We start from the raw sequence: 18334 nt of genomic DNA, 5'->3' as shown, positions 1-18334 counted from the left end.
TTCCTCTAATCATCCATTTATTGTGAAGCACGATGAAAATATACAGTGGCATTAGTCCGTTCAAGGCTTGAATTCGCCTTTAGGCCGGGGTAATCCCATACTCACAACGGCGTAAGTTAGGATTCTATATAATAAAAATGTTGATTCAACCTATTCATCTAGATAAATGCGACGAATTCGCACTAACTCTCGTTTATTGCCGCTAAATTATACAAGCTTTGAAGCCAACGCCGTTCTCGGGTTCGATATAAGGAAGTGCAATCAACGCAAAAAAGTGGTTTTATTCGCGTTTAATTATCCCGTCATTCACCTCAGGCCAAACTTTTTCAGCTTACGATACAGCGTGTTGCGACTGACCCCTAGTTGCTTTGCCGCTGCACTCACATTCCCCTGACAAGCGAGGTAAACCTGCCGAACTTCAGCCTCTACCGTTTGCTGTATGGGAATCGTTGTCGAAATCGGCGCTTGCCGAGCTGGTACCGAATTATCTGCATATTGATGGTGAAAGGCACTATCCGCTGCGTCCGTTTGAGCAGAGGGTTCGAGCTGCGTTGTCGTTGGCTGACGCAAAAGCAATTGCTGTTGTAAATCACTTAAGTGATGCCATTGTAGTTGCGCCTGCCCTTCGGCCATTAAACATGCAACTTGCATCAGATTATCGAGTTCCCGTAAATTCCCTGGCCAATGATATTCACTCAAAGTGTTAAGCAATTGCGGGGAAATTTGTTGACCGCTATCGCCATAGCGCCGATGTAACTTATGAATAATTCTGTTTTTATCAAGACGCTCCCTTAAAGGCGGCAGGCTCACTAACAGACCATTGAGACGATAATATAGATCTTCACGGAACAAGCCTTGCGCGACACGGGAAGGCAAGTCGGTATGGGTCGCAGCAACCACTTGAATATCCACTTTGTACGCCGAGTTACTGCCGATGGGGGTCACTTCTCGTTCCTGTAGCACCCGCAATAACCGTCCTTGCGCGGCCAAAGGCATTTCTCCAATTTCATCCAAAAATAAAAAACCCCGATGAGCCTCACGGATCTTCCCCACAAAACCAGTACGACTCGCCCCAGTAAAAGCACCGGCTTGGTAACCAAATAACTCCGACTCGACCAATTCAGCAGGGATTGCCGCACAGTTAACCGCAACCAAAGGGTGCTGCTGGCGGGCGCTTTGACTATGAAGTTTTTTAACAAACTGCTCCTTGCCGACGCCGGTTTCCCCTAAGATCAACAGTGGGATACTCCGGCTCACAACTTTGTTCGCTTGCTGCCAAGCACGCTCTAATTTAGGGTCGTGAAAGCGAACTTCAACCTGCTGATTTTTGGTTGGCTCCTGTCGTGCTGGTAACACTCGAGGATGTTTGAATGCCTTGATCTGCGGTAACGATTGCGTTTGCACATGAAGATTTGCGGCAGCGGAGATGCTACGCGCTAGGTTCCAGTCTTGCCCAAAATGCTTGGCAAGATCATCCCCAATCTGGGGTCGAGTGAGTAGCTGTTTTGCCATGGGGTTACAGCCCAATAGCTTACCTTCGCGATCTGCCACAACAATGCCTTGCCAGCCTGAATGAACCAAATTGGATTGCGCAGCCACATCAACACGATAATGGCTATCGGGCAAATGACATAATAAAGCGGTTTCAACTTGCTGGGCCAAGCTCGAAACGAGCATTAATGTTTGCTGGCTATGCTTTTGCTGTTCGCTGGTAATATCCAACACAGCGACTAAGTCGCCACTTGGCGAGAATATAGGACAAGCACTGCAGCTCATAAAACGATGTTGACTAAAAAAGTGCTGCTCACCGATCACGCTGACCGCCTGACGCGCAGCAAGCGCGGTTCCGATAGCATTCGTCCCCTTATGCTGCTCATGCCAATTCACACCAGCATCCAATGCCACGGTTGCCATTTTATTGGAGTACTGCTCTGCCCCCCAATACTGCAACACAAAGCCATCTCGATCCGACAAGATTAAGCGACTCGCGCTATGCGCCATCAACTGCTTAAACAAAGGCACGGCGTGGGATTGTACCAATTCGATCAACTGCTGATGGAGATGACGTTTATGTTCAAGGCCCGCATTAGACAAGCGATAGTCATCAGGTTTGGCCGTTTCCAATAGGCCAGAGGCTTGGCTACGAGACCATGAGTCCGTCAGCCAATCTTGAGAAGATTTTAGCGACATAATAGTGTTCCGTTTTGGCACAACTGACGTGTGCAAGCTTGTCACAGTGCGACAACGGAACCGATTTCAGTGAAATGAGGCATCCACACAAACTGACTATTTTTTACGCTATTCATCATACAGTTACCAGAATTAATCTACAACCAGCATAGAGCTGGCGTGCTAATTGCGTTTTAGATCATATGTTTGTGCCACTGTTCAATCCGATGTTCACCGAGCAGATGGCATGACAGCTCAATTGATTCAATCACAAGAACAAGGACTTCAAAATGATCTATGCACAACCCGGTAGCACCCATGCAGTCGTTAATTTCAAAGAAAAATATGATAACTATATCGGCGGCAAGTGGGTCGCCCCAGTCAACGGTAAATATTTCGACAACAGCTCCCCTGTCAATGGCAAAAACTTTTGCCAAGTGGCACGTTCAGATCAACAGGATATCGAATTAGCATTAGATGCTGCTCACGCCGCAAAAGACAGCTGGGGCAAAACATCGGTGACTGAACGCGCAAATATACTGCTGCGTATTGCCGATCGAATTGAACAAAACATCGAGTCTCTCGCGGTCGCCGAAACTTGGGAAAATGGCAAGGCCGTACGCGAGACTTTAAATGCTGATCTGCCTTTGGTTGTCGACCACTTCCGTTATTTTGCGGGCTGTATTCGCGCCCAAGAAGGAAGCGCTGCTGACATCGATGCCAATACCGTGAGCTATCATTTCCCAGAACCACTTGGCGTGGTTGGCCAAATTATTCCTTGGAATTTCCCGATGCTTATGGCGGCATGGAAACTTGCGCCAGCACTAGCGGCGGGAAACTGTGTGGTGTTAAAGCCAGCAGAACAAACACCGGCTTCAATTCTGATGCTGATGGATCTGGTGGGTGATCTTTTACCCGCTGGCACCGTCAATATTGTCAACGGCTTTGGCGCCGAGGCAGGCCAAGCATTGGCCACCAGCCAACGCATCGCCAAACTTGCCTTTACCGGCTCCACTGAAGTCGGTCATCATATTTTAAAATGTGCGGCGGACTCTCTCATTCCCTCTACCGTCGAACTTGGAGGCAAATCACCTAATGTTTACTTTGCCGATGTGATGGACCATGAGGATGAGTTTCTCGATAAAGCCATTGAAGGGATGCTACTCGCTTTCTTTAACCAAGGTGAGGTCTGTACCTGCCCATCGCGGGCCCTCATTCATGAATCGATATACGACAAGTTCATCGCTAAAGTTGTCGAGCGAGCGAAAACCATCCAGCAATCAAATCCACTAGACACCGATTCGCAAGTCGGTGCACAAGCTTCTCAAGAACAGTTCGATAAGATCCTAAGTTATCTCGCCATTGGCCGAGATGAAGGTGCAGAGGTGCTGCTGGGGGGTGACTTATGTAAGCTCGAAGGCGATCAACAAAATGGTTATTACGTCCAACCAACCATTCTTAAAGGCACCAATGATATGCGGATCTTCCAAGAGGAGATTTTTGGGCCGGTCATTTCAGTGACCACATTTAAAGATGAAGCAGAAGCATTAGCAATCGCCAACGATACCGAATATGGACTAGGTGCAGGCGTTTGGACTCGCGATATGAATACGGCGCAGCGTATGGGTCGTGGCATTCAAGCCGGGCGCGTATGGATCAATTGTTACCATGCTTATCCGGCTCATGCTGCGTTTGGGGGCTATAAAAAATCTGGAATTGGCCGAGAAACCCATAAGATGATGCTCGATCATTATCAGAATACGAAAAACCTACTGATTAGCTATGACGCCAATCCACTCGGATTCTTTTAATACTGCGCCAGCTGTAATTGTGCATTTGCTTCAGGTCAGTTATCTGCTGGCCTGAAGCGTTCAATATTGCAATACAAACTCAAACTTCGCCATAGTTCCTGAGACTTCCCAGCTCCACCCACAGAGAATCTTGCCCACCACGACGACAAACTACAAAATTAAGTCGCCACCTTGCCCACCATCAAAATTGACCGTGCCTAGGCGAAGCACAGCACCAACTCGCCCCATATCTGGGCGCCTCACTGACTTTATGCTCTTCCCCCAATGACGCTTGCACCAATCCAGTGCAACATTGCCAGCCAATGCACACCAGCGCGCGAACCCAGAAGGTTTAAATGAGAGAGTGTTGAGCAAATACTCAATAAAAACAATGATCTTTGTTAGGTAATCGAGCTGGCATAAAACTTGGAATATTTGATTTCAAGGCAACTACTTTGCAGGCAGAGATCAGATGAAATCAGAGCAAGTGATTCTATTTAGCGATTTGGATGGCACGCTGCTAGATCATCATACCTATACCGCTGCGCCTGCACTGCCGTGTATCAGTCAATTGCAGCAAACTCACATTCCGATTGTGCTAAATACCAGTAAGACGCGAGCCGAAATTCAACTCATCCAACAACAGTTAAATTTGGATGGCCCTTTTATCGTTGAAAATGGTGCAGCAGTTTACATTCCCAAAAGCAGCTTTCCGGAACAGCCAGCGGACACCCAATCGTTGGGGCTGTTTTGGATTAAAGAATTTGCGGCTTACAAACAGCATATTTTAAATCGTTTAACACAACTCGCATCAGCATTCGAAGGACAATACCGTGGCTTTTCGAGCCTCTCCTCTCAACAGGTGAGTGCAATCACCGGGCTGAGCCTACAACAAGCGCAACTTGCGAAACAGAGACAATATGGAGAGCCACTTCAATGGCTTGGTGATGACAAAAGTCGAACTGAATTCATCGAACAGGTTCGTTCACAGGGCATTAAGGTTCAATACGGTGGGCGCTTTATTCATTTAAGTGATCATTGCGATAAAGGCCAAGCACTCGAGTGGCTAGCGCAGCAATACCAAAAAACCAATCCACAAAAAATCATTCGCACCATCGCTTTGGGTGATGGCGGCAACGACATTGCCATGCTAGAAGCCGCAGATGTCGCAGTCATAGTGCGCTCACCAGCCCATGACTACCCCGCCTTAACGCGGCGAGATGGAATCTACCGCACCCAACAATTGGGCCCTGAAGGCTGGGCTGAAGCGATACAGGCTTTATTGCTCCACTCAACAGCAAACGCCCCCCGATTACATATTCCTGCAAGAGAGGTTACACATGGCTGATTTCTATCAAAACGGTACCGTCACAACCCTGCATAATTTGTCGCAACGCGACTCAGAGAATATGGCGCAAGAGCTCGAAAGCTTCGCGAAAGTGCGGCCAATGGGGCTAATTCTCCCCTCATTATTTTCAGAACTCGAAGGCAAAGCGCTGCCAGATATTGTGGAAAAAATGAAAAGTGTCAAATACCTCTCACAAGTGGTGATTGGCCTTGACCGAGCTAACCTTGAACAATACAAACATGCGTTACAATTTTTTGACCAGCTCCCACAACATCATCGAGTGTTATGGAATGATGGCCCTCGCCTTAGAGCCATTGATGCAAAACTACAAGAACTAGGGCTCGCACCCAAAGAACCTGGCAAAGGCCGCAATGTTTGGTATTGCATGGGGTATATTCTTGCAACAGGCAAAGCCGAGTCTATCGCCTTGCATGATTGCGATATTCTAACCTACGAAACCGAGTTACTTGACCGGCTGCTCTATCCTGTAGCCAATCCACTTTTCAATTATGAATTTGCGAAAGGCTTCTATGCGCGTGTGGCCAATGGCAAGATCAACGGCCGCGTTTCACGCCTGTTGGTCACCCCGTTAATTAAAGCCCTGAAAAAAACCGTGGGCCACTGTGACTACCTCGAATATATGGATAGCTTTTTGTATCCGCTTGCGGGGGAGTTCTCATTCCGTCGCGATGTACTGACCGACATCCGCATCCCTAGTGATTGGGGACTTGAGATCGGCGTATTATCTGAAATGCATCGTAACTATTCTTCGAACCGGTTATGCCAAGTGGATATTGCTGCAACTTACGATCACAAACATCAAGACCTGTCGCTCAATAGCACCGAAGGCGGCCTGTCTAAAATGTCGATCGATATCAGCAAAGCATTAATCCGCAAACTGGCCACCCAAGGAGAAACCTTTAGTGCAGAAACGTTCCGAACCTTAAAGGCCACGTACTACCGAATTGCGCTCGACTATGTCGAAACCTACCGCAACGATGCGATTATGAATGGACTAACCTTAGATATTCACAATGAAGAGAAAGCGGTTGAAATGTTTGCCGAAAACCTCCTCATCGCCGGCAATACCTTTTTAGAACAGCCGATGGATACCCCATTTATTCCTTCTTGGAGCCGAGTCATTAGTGCTGTTCCCGATATCTTGTCGCAAATTGCCACCGCCGTAGAACTCGATCACCAAGAGTTTCAAGCCACCTACAACTCTAAAGGTGCCTATGCCACAAACTAGCGCGCTGCATCAAAAGCTGGTGAGCCAGCTAACTTTGATCTACCAAGACATTGAATTGCCCATGGCTGTGCCAAGCTTGGCCAACGAACTGATCGCCGCCATGGGGCTGAATTCAAATACATCCATACCCGTGCCGTACCGCAACTTATGGACTGAAGAAGATTTGGTGCTTATCACATATGGCGACTCCATCACCCACGCACAAGAAGCACCGTTAAAAACCCTTCATCGCTTTTTGTCGGAACACTTGCAAGAGACTGTGAGCAGCGTGCATATTTTGCCATTTTTTCCCTATAGTTCTGACGATGGCTTTTCAGTGATAGATTACTCGTCAGTCAATGAATCCTTAGGCAGCTGGCAAGATATCCGTGCAATTGCCAAGAACTACCGCCTGATGGCCGATGTGGTCATCAACCATTGCTCCAGTCGCAGCGTCTGGTTTCAGCAGTTTTTATTGGGTGAAGGCACTGGCCATGATTTCTTTTTTACCGCCCACCCCAGTGAGGAACTCTCTCAGGTAGTGCGCCCACGCACCTCCCCGTTACTCAGAACAGTCAAAACGGGGAAAGGCGAACAACATGTATGGTGTACTTTTAGCCACGACCAAGTTGATTTTGACTTCCGCAACCCCGAAGTACTCAAAGCATTTGTGGCGCTTTTACGCTTATATTTAGACCAAGGCATTCGCACGTTTCGTCTCGATGCAATTGCGTTTTTATGGAAGAAAGTCGGCACTCACTGTATCAACCTGCCACAAACCCACGAGGTGGTGCGCCTACTTCGCACCTTGGTAGAATGCGCGGCGCCAGAAGCGGTACTCATTACCGAAACCAACATCCCCAATACACAAAACCTCACCTATTTTGGCAACGCTAACGAAGCCCATGGCATATACAACTTTTCGCTGCCACCACTATTGCTCAATACTCTGCTAACGGGTAACTGCCTCTATTTAAAACGCTGGCTCATGAGCATGCCACCCGCGCAAAATGGCACCTTCTATTTTAATTTTATCGCCTCCCACGACGGGATTGGCTTACGTCCAGCCGAAGGCTTATTAAACGAGCAAGAACTGCACACTTTAATCCACACCGTCGAAAAATTTGGCGGAAAAGTTTCATGGCGTACATCAGCAGAAGGCAAACAAAGTGCCTATGAACTAAATATTGCCCTCTACGACGCCTTACAAGGCACCATTGAGGGTAAGGATGACTGGAATTTTGAGCGTTTTATGTGTGCCCACAGCATCATGCTAGGACTTGAAGGTATACCGGGAATTTACATACACAGCTTGCTGGGTACCCAAAACGATTACCAAAAGCTACAACACACCCAACACAATCGCTCAATCAACCGCCACCGTTGGGCACAACCGCAGCTGAAGGCGGCGCTTAACAATCCTAGCAGCCACCATCAACGGGTGCTTGAATCATTAAAATTCTTGATGCAATTAAGAAAGGCACAGCCAGCATTTCATCCAAATGCCACCCAGTTTACGCTACATTTAGGGCTGCATCTTTTTGGGTTTTGGCGCCAAAGCCTCGACAAAAAACAGAGCATATTTTGCATCAGCAATATTACCGATCAACCGCAAGCACTACATTTATCGGAGCTCAATTTAATACTCACCGAGTCGTGGCGAGAGCTGATTCAAAACCAAGAAATCGACAGCTTAACCGATACGATTCAACTGCAACCCTATCAAACTCTTTGGCTATCAAATCGCTAAATGTGGAGCAAGATCGACTGCTGATCTTTCTTGGTCATTTTACTGACCACCAGCAGGAAAGAGTTATCAATCAAGCGCTCAATTTCGCCCTGTGGCGTGGCGCTTGCGTCCTCTCGAAAATAGACTGAGATCCAATGTTTTTTGTCCATATGATAGCCCGCAGTAACGTTAGAAAAAACATCACGCAAGGCAACAGCCTCTTCAGGATCACACTTGAGGTTAATAAAATCTTCTCCATGGCGCGCACCGAGTAGAGCAAACATTTTTCCCTTCACTTTAAATACGCTCACATCTGCACCAAAGGGAAAATCCAACCTAGTGGCAGGCTTAGCGAGCATATATTGCTTCAGATTTTCAAGATCCATCTTGATGACCCCCAAGGGTTAACGACTTTCAGTAATACAAACGGCTTAACGTTTGCGTCGACCACTTTGGCCTAATGCACGTTTCTTCGCCCGTTGACGCTGGGCAGCTTTAGAGTTTTTCCGTCCCGTTGGTGCAGCCTTTGTTAAATCAGGCTCAAACCCCGGCAGCCATTGCTGGGCAAGACGTTTATCGATAACAATTTCAATGGCTTCAAGAAGAGGCTCTTCCTCTGGACGCACCAAGGAGATGGCCACACCAAGCCGCCCTGCACGTCCCGTTCGACCAATGCGATGTACATAATCTTCAGCTTTATGGGGCAATTGATAATTGACTACATAATTTAAATCAACAATATCCAGTCCGCGTGCCGCCACATCGGTGGCCACTAATACCGGAAGCGTACCCACTTTAAATTCCGCCAATACTTTTTCGCGAACACCTTGGGACAGGTCGCCATGAAATGCGGCGGCCTGAACACCTTGGGCACTCATCTGTTGCGCAAGCTTATCAGCAGCGTCTTTAGTGCGAGAAAATATCAACACTTGCTGCCAGCTTTGCTTCGATATTAAGTGACAAATCAATTCGCGCTTTCGGTCAGCATCAACCGCATATACCCGCTGCTCGACTTCAACTGCAGTCGCATTACGTTGGTTCACTTCAATTAGCGTGGGCGCGCTCAGTAAGCGTTTACTGAGTTTAAATAAGGCATCATCAAACGTGGCTGAAAACAATAGGGTTTGCCGATTGGCATTCGGCGCAAATTTAAGGATCTGTTCAACCTCTTCCATAAAGCCCATATCTAGCATCCGGTCCGCTTCATCGAAGACCAAGATCTCTAATTCGTCAATCGACACCGCGCCTTGCTTGAGATGCTCGAGTAAACGCCCCGGTGTGGCCACCACCAGCTCAACGCCTTGGGATAGTGCTTCTACCTGCGCCGCAATACTCACTCCACCATAGACCAACGCTTGTGTTAACTCCGTTTTTACGCCATAAGATTGAATACTAGCAAACACCTGTTGCGCTAGCTCTCGAGTCGGTGTTAGCACCAAAGCACGCACCTTGCCACTTGCTGCTGTTGTCGTCATTTTTTGTAAAATAGGCAAGGCGTACGCCGCTGTTTTACCGGTACCGGTTTGCGCGCCAGCCATTAAATCTCCACCCTGTAGAACCACAGGGATCGCTTCACATTGGATCGGCGTTGGTGTGTGGTAATCAAGCGCGGCAAGCTGAGTTAATAATGGTTCGCTAGTCAACAAACAGGCAAAAGTTTTCGGCGCAGTCATCTGTGTTCAAATTGGTGATTGGTCTTAGGCGCATAGTCTATCAAAAATCATTAGGAATTGAGCCACCGCAGAAGGAGAATACGGTAAGCCCAATAAATCACTCTGGTTGTTTATAAAGCTTAAAAAGCACTCATACAGATCTTATGACTAACGCTTACATTAACAGCGGAAAATGCTTAGGAACAAATTACGATGATGAATCAAAAAACCAACAGTTATTTGTCCTGATTAATCTGCTTTAGTACCTTCAATAATTACTGAACTACAATCTCCAATAACGTATGGCCCGCCAGTAAACTCTAATGATAAAAAATGATACGCTAAGTCACAGTATTCATATAAGTACTCAAGTTGTGAACCTTTAGTGTCAAATCGTGCCACAACTAGATTGTCGCTTTCTTGAAGAATTAAGGCTGAATTAAATGACAAAGAACGCTTAACATCGTTTTGTTGCGCGCCAATTTTAGGCATTGGTGCTTTAACAAAAGTAGCAATTAACGCATCTCTAACCTTTAAAGGGTTGCTTTGATTAGTTTTCATCACTTCTTTGAGCTCTGGCTCATCAACAGATGAACATGCACTCATTACCAATATCAATATCGCACTTAATCCAACTCTAATCTTTTGCACCGAACTATCCTTAAGGTATAACGCCCTCATTAATGGGCAATAAAACAGCTGACTAAAAACCACGGGGAACGAAAAATCCAACTGTTTTGTGTCCGCTTAAACAACTTGATACTCATAGAGCTTCCTCCCTAGCAACCCGCATCAGCGGTATGCTTAACGTGACCAAACCAGCAGCAGAAAGCTCAATGAGACCTTTTAATAACTTACATCCACACTACTGTGGTATCGATTTACATGCACGCTTACTTTATGTCTGCATCATTGGTTCTAAAGGAGAAGTTGTTGCTGTGTATTGGCAGTAATGAGGTGAGCCAGACAGGATGTCAAGCCAGCTTTCGAGAGGAAGGAACGCTCCACCGGAAGCGTTAATCATTGCGCCATAAGCATGAGGAGCCACAACTTCATTTGGGGCGTTTTTGGTTTGCAAAGGGGCAAACGCTATCCTCTTTACTCGGCTATGGGCGAAGTGCCACGACTTAAATCGAGTGTGGTCAGCGCAAGTACGTGAAACGAATGCGGCGTATCCTCACCGCAAGTTAGCGGTACTTTTTGACAAGAAAAAAGCGGTCTGGGCTATTCAAGATATCGGTAACTGTGCCAATGACCTCAAACCCCAGTTTTTGATAAAAGCTTGGCGCTTGAAAAGACAAGGTATCCACTTGAGCGGCAACGCAGCCCCTAGATTTGGCTTCATGTTCTGCCCGAGCCATTAAGCGGCGACCTAGACCTTGTTGTCTCGCACTTTCGTCGACCCATACAATATCAATTAACAACTGATTGTATATCGTGCGCCCACAAACGCCACCAATGAGGCTGCCTTGATCATCGGTTGCGATAACGGATAGGGGTTTGGATGTTTCGTCGCCCATATGATTCATATTGAACTGACGCAACTTCGAAACTAATGCATCAAATACTTCTAAATTTTCTTCGTGCGAGACTTCAATATTCACTAAATAGTTTCCCAGTTGATGTTGAGCTGCATTGATCCAAGGGTAGTCAATAATAACGGATATATGGCTCTCGCTAATGAAACCAGTGACTTTGCCCCACTGTACGTGTGCTTTTCCGTCTTTTCAATGACACGCACTTTCACCCTGTACTTTGCTGCACTGACCAAGTCACCTTGGGGCAATCAATCATACCCGTGAATAATATCAATCCCACAAGGCTTGTGCATTGGCGCAGAATAACCTCTAAGAGGCTAGTCAAATACATACGGACATGCCGAGTAATCGTTAAACTTTTCATCCCAACGACGGACATCATTGGCGCGTCGCCAACGACCGTGCCAAAACTCCATCATACAATGGCCAGAATCGAGTTTAACTAGAAATGTATCTCGCTCATTCACTTGCTCATAAATTGGATATTGCGTACTACTCATCCAGTTTTTGCTGTCACGATTATTCGCCCATTCTTGCCAAAACTTCTCAACACTTATCCAGGTTTGTTGTGAAACATGCCAAACCTGAGCTTGATTGGCGACGTGAATAACTTGTCCATGGTACTCACCGGTTTTCGGGGCGGCTTGGCTCGTCAAACTCACCACCAAAAAGCTACCACTCATGATGAATGCAAATAGAGTAGCAAGGATTTTATTGATAGGCATAGCTGATACTCGTGTTCAATTTGTGTGTATAAGACCTGATGCTCGCGTAAATAATTTCGACCATGAGACCCATGATATCGAAATGGTGTTTTTGCGTTCATCAGCGCTAAACTCACAGCATATGTCCCCAAGCTCAACGCTCATCACTTTCAGACTAACTTTCACTTTTAACCACCAAACATTCATTTACCATACCCTTTAGCTGTTTAATGATGCAAAAACTGTAATTTTTATTAAAAAAACACATTTTAAAGTAATTTAATTACGAAATGTTCTTAGGGTTCTCGCTGAACTGCCGATATACTAGTTCAGCAGTTGATCAATTAGCTCTTAAGCAAGTTGCAATTAAGCAAACTGCATTCGGTCAGTTGCACGCCACTTCATCGTGATGATGTGAAATCGTAATCGTGCCAACTTACAACTCGCTTTTATCTAACGTCAGTTCGTTTTTATGGGAAAATCAAATGAAGCCATTCTCTGCTTTATCGATTAAAAACCGCTTGGTCTTAGCCATGCTGCTTGCCGTTGTGGTTTCGACCAGTGTCGTCGCCTTAGTCGGGCACACTAAATCCAAAGAGCTCCTTGTGGATCGCTTGCAACAATCCGATTTGCCAAATCTTGTTCAACGGGTGCGAAATGCAGTGAATGGCGAGATATCTGAAATGCAGGTGCTCACCCAATCGATAGCCACCAATCCATATATTCTCAATTGGGTGAATAACGGTTTTCCCGCAGATGAAGAAGCCACTTTAGTCGACTTTCTAGGCCGAGTTGCTAAAGCGAATGGTCTAAGCAATGCATCCTTCGCCGACAAGCAGAGCAATAAATATTGGAACCAAGACGGCTTCTTACGCGAACTACAAAACGACAATGCCGATGGCTGGTTTTTCGCATTTAAAAATAGCGGAAATGCAGAGTCAGCCAGTACTTACACCTATCCCAATGGTAACGTAGACGTTTTTGTCAATTTCCAGCAATTGAATGGCCAAGGGGTTTCAGGCGTCTCTAAATCATTCAATGAAATGGTGCGCTATCTCAGTGGCTTTAAAATTGAAGAAACTGGCTTTGTCTATTTGGTTGACGGCTCTGGCCTTGTGAAAATCCACAAGGACAAGTCGATTAGCGAGAAACAAAATATTTCGGCACTGTATGAAGGCGTCAACACCAGCGCTCTTTTAGGTAAACAAGAGTTTGCATTTGGTGCCACCGACGATCAAATTATTGCCACCAGCTTTATTCCAAACCTAGGTTGGTATGTTGTCGCCGAGGTGCCCAAGCAAGAGTTATATATCGGTTTAAACAATGCCGAAAACTATATGCTGATGACCTTCCTCATCGTGACAATTATCTTTGTCGTCATTAGCCTCATATTAGCCAATAACTTAGTACGTCCGCTCAATCATATGGCGGAAGCATTTGAAGAATTAGGCAAAGGAGAAGGTGACTTAACCAGTCGCATTGATGAATCCGGTGCAGAGGAAATCTCGCGCTTAGCCAAAGGCTTTAACGTCTTTGTGGCCAAGATTCAAACCGTTGTACAAGATGTTGCAACCACGGCAAAGGATGTTACCGCCGCTTCTGAAAATGTTTATCAAGATGCCGAGAACTCGAGAGTGATGTCTGATCGTCAGCGTGATGAAGCGCATCAGGTCTCCGTTGCCATCAATGAAATGGGTAGCACCATTGCGGAAATTGCCAACAACGCAGGCGTGGCCGCACAAACGACCAACGAAGCCAACGAAATGGCTCTCAATGCTCAAGGGGTCGTGAGGGAGTCAAATACCACGATCAATCAAATGGCCGAGAATATGGAAAGCGTCTCCACCAATATTGAAGTATTAGCGGAAAAAAGTATCTCAATTAGCAGTGTTCTCGACGTAATCCGCGGTATTTCAGAACAAACAAATTTATTAGCCCTCAACGCAGCAATTGAAGCGGCTCGAGCCGGTGAACAAGGGCGCGGATTTGCGGTGGTTGCCGATGAAGTTCGTGGGCTTGCCAAGCGAACCAGCGACTCAACCGATGAAATTCATGCCATGATTACAGAGTTACAAGATGGAGCGAAGACTGCTGTTGCATCGGTGCAGCAAGGTCGAGAGCATGCCGAACTGGGAGTACAAGCCGCAGTAAAGACCAATCAGGCACTCGAAGAAATTGTCGGCAACGTGCAACATATTTCCGATCTCAACACACAGGTCGCTACGGCGACCGAAGAACAGTCTGCAGTGATTGGCGAAATTAATATCCACGTCGTTAATATTAGTGATAGTACAGATAAAAGCGCTGAAGGCGCATCGAGCATTGCTAAATCCAGCGACTCTCTCAAGTCAATGGCGCAAACATTAGATGAGTTAGTTAATCGCTTTAAGCTATAGACAGGCTGTTTTCAGCGACAACTCAAGCGAGACATCTGCACCAGATGTTGCGCCCAACAAAAAACCTAGCCCAATATTCTAACGAAGAATACATAAGGCTAGGTTTTTTCATATCCACATGAATTAAGCGCAGTATTCAGGAGCGGCTTTCAGTAATCTTCGCCCCAAAGACTTGTGCTCGTATTCGGTGAGCGTTACTTCTTCACCGGAAAACCACGATCACGCATTAACGCGTCAACATTGGCATCACGACCACGGAAGGCGCGATAAGCTTCAGCAGGGTCAACAGCATTACGCACGCTAAATAGGTGTTGAACTAGCTTGTCTGCCAACGCTTTATCGTAGAAGCCATCTGGCGCTTCAGCAAATGCCTCCGCAGCGTCAGAGGTCAACACTTCAGCCCACATGTAACCATAGTAAGCTGCCGAGTAACCCTCACCACTAAAGATATGACCAAAGTGCGGCGTACGGTGACGCATCACAATTGACGACGGCATATTCAGTTTGCCTAGGGTCTCACGTTCAAACTTATCTGGGTCAATGCCTGTTGGGTCAACGGTATGCAGCTTCATATCAATCAGTGCCGACGCTAGGTATTCCGTGGTTTTAAAACCTTCGTTAAATGTCGCGGCTTGTTTAATCTTCTTCACCAAAGATGCAGGCATTGGTTTGCCTGTTTTATAGTGAACAAGATATTTGTCGATCACTTCATCGGTCGTCAACCAACGCTCAAGAAGTTGGGATTGAAACTCAGTATAGTCACGCACACCACCATTGAGTGTTGGGTAATCAACATTTGATGACAAGAAGTGCAATGCGTGGCCAAACTCGTGGAAATAGGTCTCTGCATCATCAAAACTGATCAGGGTTGGTTCGCCTGGCGCACCTTTACTGAAGTTCGAGTTGTTTGAAGACAACACATTGGTTTTGCCGTCAATATTGGTGTGTGAACGATAGCTCGTTGCCCAAGCCCCTGAGCGTTTACCTTTCCGAGCGAACGGGTCAAGGTACCAAAGACCAACGTTTTCGCCGCTAGCTTTATCTGTGACTTCCCAAACTTTAACGTCTTCATGGAATACAGGCACTGAACCATCGGTTATCGGCGTGAAATTATAGTTGAATAAACGACCCGCAACGTAAAACATCGCTTCACGAAGCTTGTCTAACTGGAGGTATTCTTTCACTTCATTTGAATCAAGATCGTATTTTTGCTTACGAACTTTCTCTGCATAGAAACGGTAATCCCAAGGCTTTATTTCTTTGATACCGTCTTGCGCTTGACCAATGGCAAGCATATCCGCCACTTCTTCATCAACACGGGCAATTGCCGCAGGCCACACTGATTCCATCAATTTAATCGCATTCTCAGGCTTTTTCGCCATGCGATCTTCTAAGCGCCATGATGCGTAGTTGTCATAGCCCAATAGGCCAACACGCTCATGACGTAGTTTGAGGATCTTGGCAATAATCGCATTGTTATCATGCTCATCACCATTGTCACCACGATTGTAATAGGTTTCCCATACTTTTTGGCGTAAGTCTCGCTCAGTCGAGTAGGTTAAGAATGGGTCCATCGATGAACGCGTATTAGTGATTGCATATTCGCCGTCACGCTCGCGGTCTTTTGCAGCTGATGCTGCCGCAGTAATCACGGACTCAGGTAAACCACCCAATTGCGCTTTGGTCAAATAAAGCACATAGCCTTCTTCATCAGCCAAGATGTTGTTACCAAACTGGGTATGAAGCTTAGCCAGCTCGCCATTGATTTCTGCAAAGCGCTTTTTCGATGCATCATCAAGCAGCGCTCCGTTGCGTGCAAAGCCATCATAGGTCAGCTTAACAAGACGTTGCTGGTCTGCGCGCAAAGTTTTCATCTCTTCACTATTGTAAACCGCTGAAATGCGGTCAAATAATGCTTGGTTTTGATTAATCTTTGAAGAAAATGCTGAGAACTCAGGAATAATCTCGCCTTGAATTTCACGGAATTCCGGGGACGACTTGTTTGCACTCCATATTCCCCAGTAACTAAATACACGATTCAGTACTTTACCCGCGCTTTCCATTGCGACAATGGTGTTTTCAAACGTGGCTGGAGCCGGGTTTTTAGCAATGGTATCAATTTCTGCAAGGTTTAAGGCCATCGCTTCACGCGCAGCGGCTTTTAAACCAACCAGTGACACTTTGTCGAATGCTGGAACACCTTGGTAAGGCCCGGTCCACTCTGCAAGTAACTGTTCTTTAGCCGCTTGCACTTCTGGAGTGAGCTGACTAACGACTGCCGCTGCTTGTTTCACGATTTCCGCAGGCTTTTCTGCAACTGTTGCTGGCTTTTGAGCAGCGGTTTTATCCGTGATTTCAGTCGACTTATCAGGCGAGCAACCGGCGAGCATGCCACCGATCAACATAGCCGAAAGCAGCGCCGTTTTTTTAAATACTGGCTTTTTTAACATGCGATTTGATTCCCTAATCCAATTTGAGTTGTTCACAACTTCTTGGTTATCTTCTTGTAATACCTATTATCAACCAGCCACTTTAATCCCTTGCTCACAAAAACGAAATAGTTGAGGTAAGAAGCACGGCAACAAATTTGTAAACAGTCATGAATCCAGCAAAAGAAGCGTTCGACGCGATCTTACCTTCTCAAGTCATTTTGCCGTATAATCCGCCTTCGTTTTTAAAAAGGCCTTTACGCTATGTTTCATATCGCACTCTATGAGCCAGAAATTGCTCCCAATACAGGAAATATTATCCGTCTAGCGGCCAATAATGGTTGCCGCTTGCACTTAATAGAGCCATTGGGGTTTGATTTGGAAGAGAAGAAGCTACGTCGAGCTGGACTTGATTACGCTGATTTAGCACGCGTGACGCGCTATCCAAACTTTACTGCATTTCTAGAAGCGATGGCGGGTAAGCGCATTATGGCTTGCACCACCAAAGGTAGCCGTCCCCATACAGAGCTCAGTTATCAAAAGGATGACGTGCTGCTATTTGGGCCAGAAACGCGCGGTTTACCGATGGACATTATCGAGTCCGTGCCAACCGAACAACGACTTCGCATTCCGATGATGGCCAACAGTCGCAGTCTAAACTTGTCGAATGCAGTAGCCATTATTAGCTATGAAGCATGGCGCCAGCTGGGACATTTAGGCGCGAGTTAAGGCTGTTTGAACGGCTGCATTTCTATTCCGCGAAAAAACAGGTAACGCTCAGCATCATCATCGAGGTACTGGGCGTTTTGCAGCCATGTCCAACCTTGCTGCTTACGATCAAATCGCAGCTGAATTAATGCCGGACGATGATTCAGCTCGCCTTCACCCACTAGTGAAAAATCACCGCGTTGGCCATACAGAGTAAACATTTGCTGTTTATCTTCATCAACGCCATCAAAATACGTCAATTTGATCTGTTCGCCTTGAATACGAAACCACCAAGTCTCACTGAATTGATGCCGAGCACTACGGCTCACTGATAATAGAAGTTGCCGCTGGTCCGCCGAACAAACACTCTCAACGCGCACAAGTTTAGGAGACTGATTCGCACGCGCCGAAGCGCCTTGCCAATGCCCTGCAAGCGCTTGGCAAAACGATGAGAACTCTACGTTCCCCGCTGCGACGTTAGGCGAAACGATCACCAACAAGAGCGCACACGCGACCCGATGACAAATTAGCCACTGGCGCTTTATCGTTTGCATAACAACTGGATGAAGCAGGTTAATATTCACCACCGATTACTTTCATCGAACCTGCTTCTCACTTTAGCCAATTGCGACTAAGAGTCAAC

Annotated in this window: 15 protein-coding genes; 7 read left to right on the top strand and 8 right to left on the bottom strand. The window is 46.4% G+C overall.

The window, feature by feature from the left end; translation table 11 throughout:
- Positions 1-306: 306 nt before the first annotated feature.
- The gene (locus tag IEY18_RS09940; RefSeq protein ID WP_188920323.1) at positions 307-2190 is read right to left on the bottom strand and encodes a sigma-54-dependent Fis family transcriptional regulator; all 1884 of its coding nucleotides are present in this window, start codon (positions 2188-2190) and stop codon (positions 307-309) included.
- A 269-nt stretch (positions 2191-2459) separates the two neighbouring features.
- Between IEY18_RS09940 and exaC the strand changes: the two genes are divergently transcribed.
- The 4 genes from exaC to IEY18_RS09920 all read left to right on the top strand — a co-directional run bounded on the left by exaC (position 2460) and on the right by IEY18_RS09920 (position 8285).
- A complete protein-coding gene (exaC, locus tag IEY18_RS09935; protein ID WP_188920321.1) occupies positions 2460-3980 on the top strand; it encodes an acetaldehyde dehydrogenase ExaC in 1521 nt (506 codons plus the stop codon).
- Between the two features lie 451 nt (positions 3981-4431).
- On the top strand, positions 4432-5307 hold the full coding sequence (locus IEY18_RS09930; RefSeq protein WP_188920319.1) for an HAD-IIB family hydrolase: 876 nt from the start codon (positions 4432-4434) through the stop codon (positions 5305-5307).
- On the top strand, positions 5300-6556 hold the full coding sequence (locus IEY18_RS09925; RefSeq protein ID WP_188920317.1) for a glycosyltransferase family protein: 1257 nt from the start codon (positions 5300-5302) through the stop codon (positions 6554-6556). Before IEY18_RS09930 ends, IEY18_RS09925 begins: the two co-directional genes overlap by 8 nt.
- Entirely contained in the window at positions 6543-8285 is a 1743-nt protein-coding gene (locus tag IEY18_RS09920; RefSeq protein ID WP_188920315.1) for a sugar phosphorylase, read from the top strand. Before IEY18_RS09925 ends, IEY18_RS09920 begins: the two co-directional genes overlap by 14 nt.
- On the opposite strand, the gene IEY18_RS09915 is transcribed toward IEY18_RS09920, so the two are convergent.
- The 3 genes from IEY18_RS09915 to IEY18_RS09905 form a co-directional block, all read right to left on the bottom strand.
- Entirely contained in the window at positions 8282-8650 is a 369-nt protein-coding gene (locus IEY18_RS09915) for an MmcQ/YjbR family DNA-binding protein (protein ID WP_188920313.1), read from the bottom strand. The two genes, IEY18_RS09920 and IEY18_RS09915, sit on opposite strands and share 4 nt — an antisense overlap.
- A gap of 45 nt (positions 8651-8695) precedes the next feature.
- Positions 8696-9937, bottom strand: a complete 1242-nt coding sequence (locus IEY18_RS09910; protein WP_188920311.1) for a DEAD/DEAH box helicase — start codon at positions 9935-9937, stop codon at positions 8696-8698.
- A gap of 228 nt (positions 9938-10165) precedes the next feature.
- Positions 10166-10567 carry a hypothetical protein gene (locus IEY18_RS09905; protein WP_188920309.1) on the bottom strand — a complete coding sequence of 134 codons (402 nt, stop codon included), beginning with the start codon at positions 10565-10567 and terminating at the stop codon, positions 10166-10168.
- A gap of 158 nt (positions 10568-10725) precedes the next feature.
- On the opposite strand from IEY18_RS09905, the gene IEY18_RS09900 reads away from it, so the two are divergent.
- Positions 10726-10869 (top strand): hypothetical protein, encoded by a 144-nt coding sequence (locus tag IEY18_RS09900; RefSeq protein WP_188920593.1) that lies wholly within the window; start codon positions 10726-10728, stop codon positions 10867-10869.
- 234 nt (positions 10870-11103) lie between these two features.
- On the opposite strand, the gene IEY18_RS09895 is transcribed toward IEY18_RS09900, so the two are convergent.
- The gene (locus IEY18_RS09895) at positions 11104-11520 is read right to left on the bottom strand and encodes a GNAT family N-acetyltransferase (protein WP_188920306.1); all 417 of its coding nucleotides are present in this window, start codon (positions 11518-11520) and stop codon (positions 11104-11106) included.
- A gap of 251 nt (positions 11521-11771) precedes the next feature.
- Positions 11772-12179: a hypothetical protein gene (locus IEY18_RS09890; protein WP_188920304.1), complete on the bottom strand. Its 408-nt coding sequence runs from the start codon at positions 12177-12179 to the stop codon at positions 11772-11774.
- Positions 12180-12643: 464 nt separating this feature from the next.
- On the opposite strand from IEY18_RS09890, the gene IEY18_RS09885 reads away from it, so the two are divergent.
- Complete coding sequence (locus tag IEY18_RS09885) at positions 12644-14554, top strand: methyl-accepting chemotaxis protein (RefSeq protein WP_188920302.1); 1911 nt, start codon at positions 12644-12646, stop codon at positions 14552-14554.
- A 194-nt stretch (positions 14555-14748) separates the two neighbouring features.
- On the opposite strand, the gene IEY18_RS09880 is transcribed toward IEY18_RS09885, so the two are convergent.
- The gene (locus IEY18_RS09880) at positions 14749-17004 is read right to left on the bottom strand and encodes a M3 family metallopeptidase (RefSeq protein ID WP_229779815.1); all 2256 of its coding nucleotides are present in this window, start codon (positions 17002-17004) and stop codon (positions 14749-14751) included.
- 243 nt (positions 17005-17247) lie between these two features.
- Here IEY18_RS09880 and IEY18_RS09875 point away from each other — a divergent pair, with 243 nt between their 5' ends.
- Entirely contained in the window at positions 17248-17712 is a 465-nt protein-coding gene (locus tag IEY18_RS09875) for a tRNA (cytidine(34)-2'-O)-methyltransferase (RefSeq protein WP_188920299.1), read from the top strand.
- On the opposite strand, the gene IEY18_RS09870 is transcribed toward IEY18_RS09875, so the two are convergent.
- Entirely contained in the window at positions 17709-18245 is a 537-nt protein-coding gene (locus IEY18_RS09870) for a hypothetical protein (RefSeq protein ID WP_283103775.1), read from the bottom strand. The two genes, IEY18_RS09875 and IEY18_RS09870, sit on opposite strands and share 4 nt — an antisense overlap.
- Positions 18246-18334: the final 89 nt, after the last annotated feature.

It is taken from the genome of Shewanella gelidii, assembly GCF_014647855.1.
Classification (GTDB): Bacteria; Pseudomonadota; Gammaproteobacteria; order Enterobacterales; family Shewanellaceae; genus Shewanella; species Shewanella gelidii.
Note: the sequence above shows the minus strand (reverse complement) of the source record. Positions and strands in the feature narration are given on the sequence as shown.

Bases quoted from the DNA above. Each gene is read 5' to 3' on its own strand.
- IEY18_RS09940 (WP_188920323.1), bottom strand. From the start codon at position 2,190: ATGTCGCTAAAATCTTCTCAAGATTGGCTGACGGACTCATGGTCTCGT.
- exaC (WP_188920321.1), top strand. From the start codon at position 2,460: ATGATCTATGCACAACCCGGTAGCACCCATGCAGTCGTTAATTTCAAA.
- IEY18_RS09930 (WP_188920319.1), top strand. From the start codon at position 4,432: ATGAAATCAGAGCAAGTGATTCTATTTAGCGATTTGGATGGCACGCTG.
- IEY18_RS09925 (WP_188920317.1), top strand. From the start codon at position 5,300: ATGGCTGATTTCTATCAAAACGGTACCGTCACAACCCTGCATAATTTG.
- IEY18_RS09920 (WP_188920315.1), top strand. From the start codon at position 6,543: ATGCCACAAACTAGCGCGCTGCATCAAAAGCTGGTGAGCCAGCTAACT.
- IEY18_RS09915 (WP_188920313.1), bottom strand. From the start codon at position 8,650: ATGGATCTTGAAAATCTGAAGCAATATATGCTCGCTAAGCCTGCCACT.
- IEY18_RS09910 (WP_188920311.1), bottom strand. From the start codon at position 9,937: ATGACTGCGCCGAAAACTTTTGCCTGTTTGTTGACTAGCGAACCATTA.
- IEY18_RS09890 (WP_188920304.1), bottom strand. From the start codon at position 12,179: ATGCCTATCAATAAAATCCTTGCTACTCTATTTGCATTCATCATGAGT.
- IEY18_RS09885 (WP_188920302.1), top strand. From the start codon at position 12,644: ATGAAGCCATTCTCTGCTTTATCGATTAAAAACCGCTTGGTCTTAGCC.
- IEY18_RS09880 (WP_229779815.1), bottom strand. From the start codon at position 17,004: ATGTTAAAAAAGCCAGTATTTAAAAAAACGGCGCTGCTTTCGGCTATG.
- IEY18_RS09875 (WP_188920299.1), top strand. From the start codon at position 17,248: ATGTTTCATATCGCACTCTATGAGCCAGAAATTGCTCCCAATACAGGA.
- IEY18_RS09870 (WP_283103775.1), bottom strand. From the start codon at position 18,245: ATGCAAACGATAAAGCGCCAGTGGCTAATTTGTCATCGGGTCGCGTGT.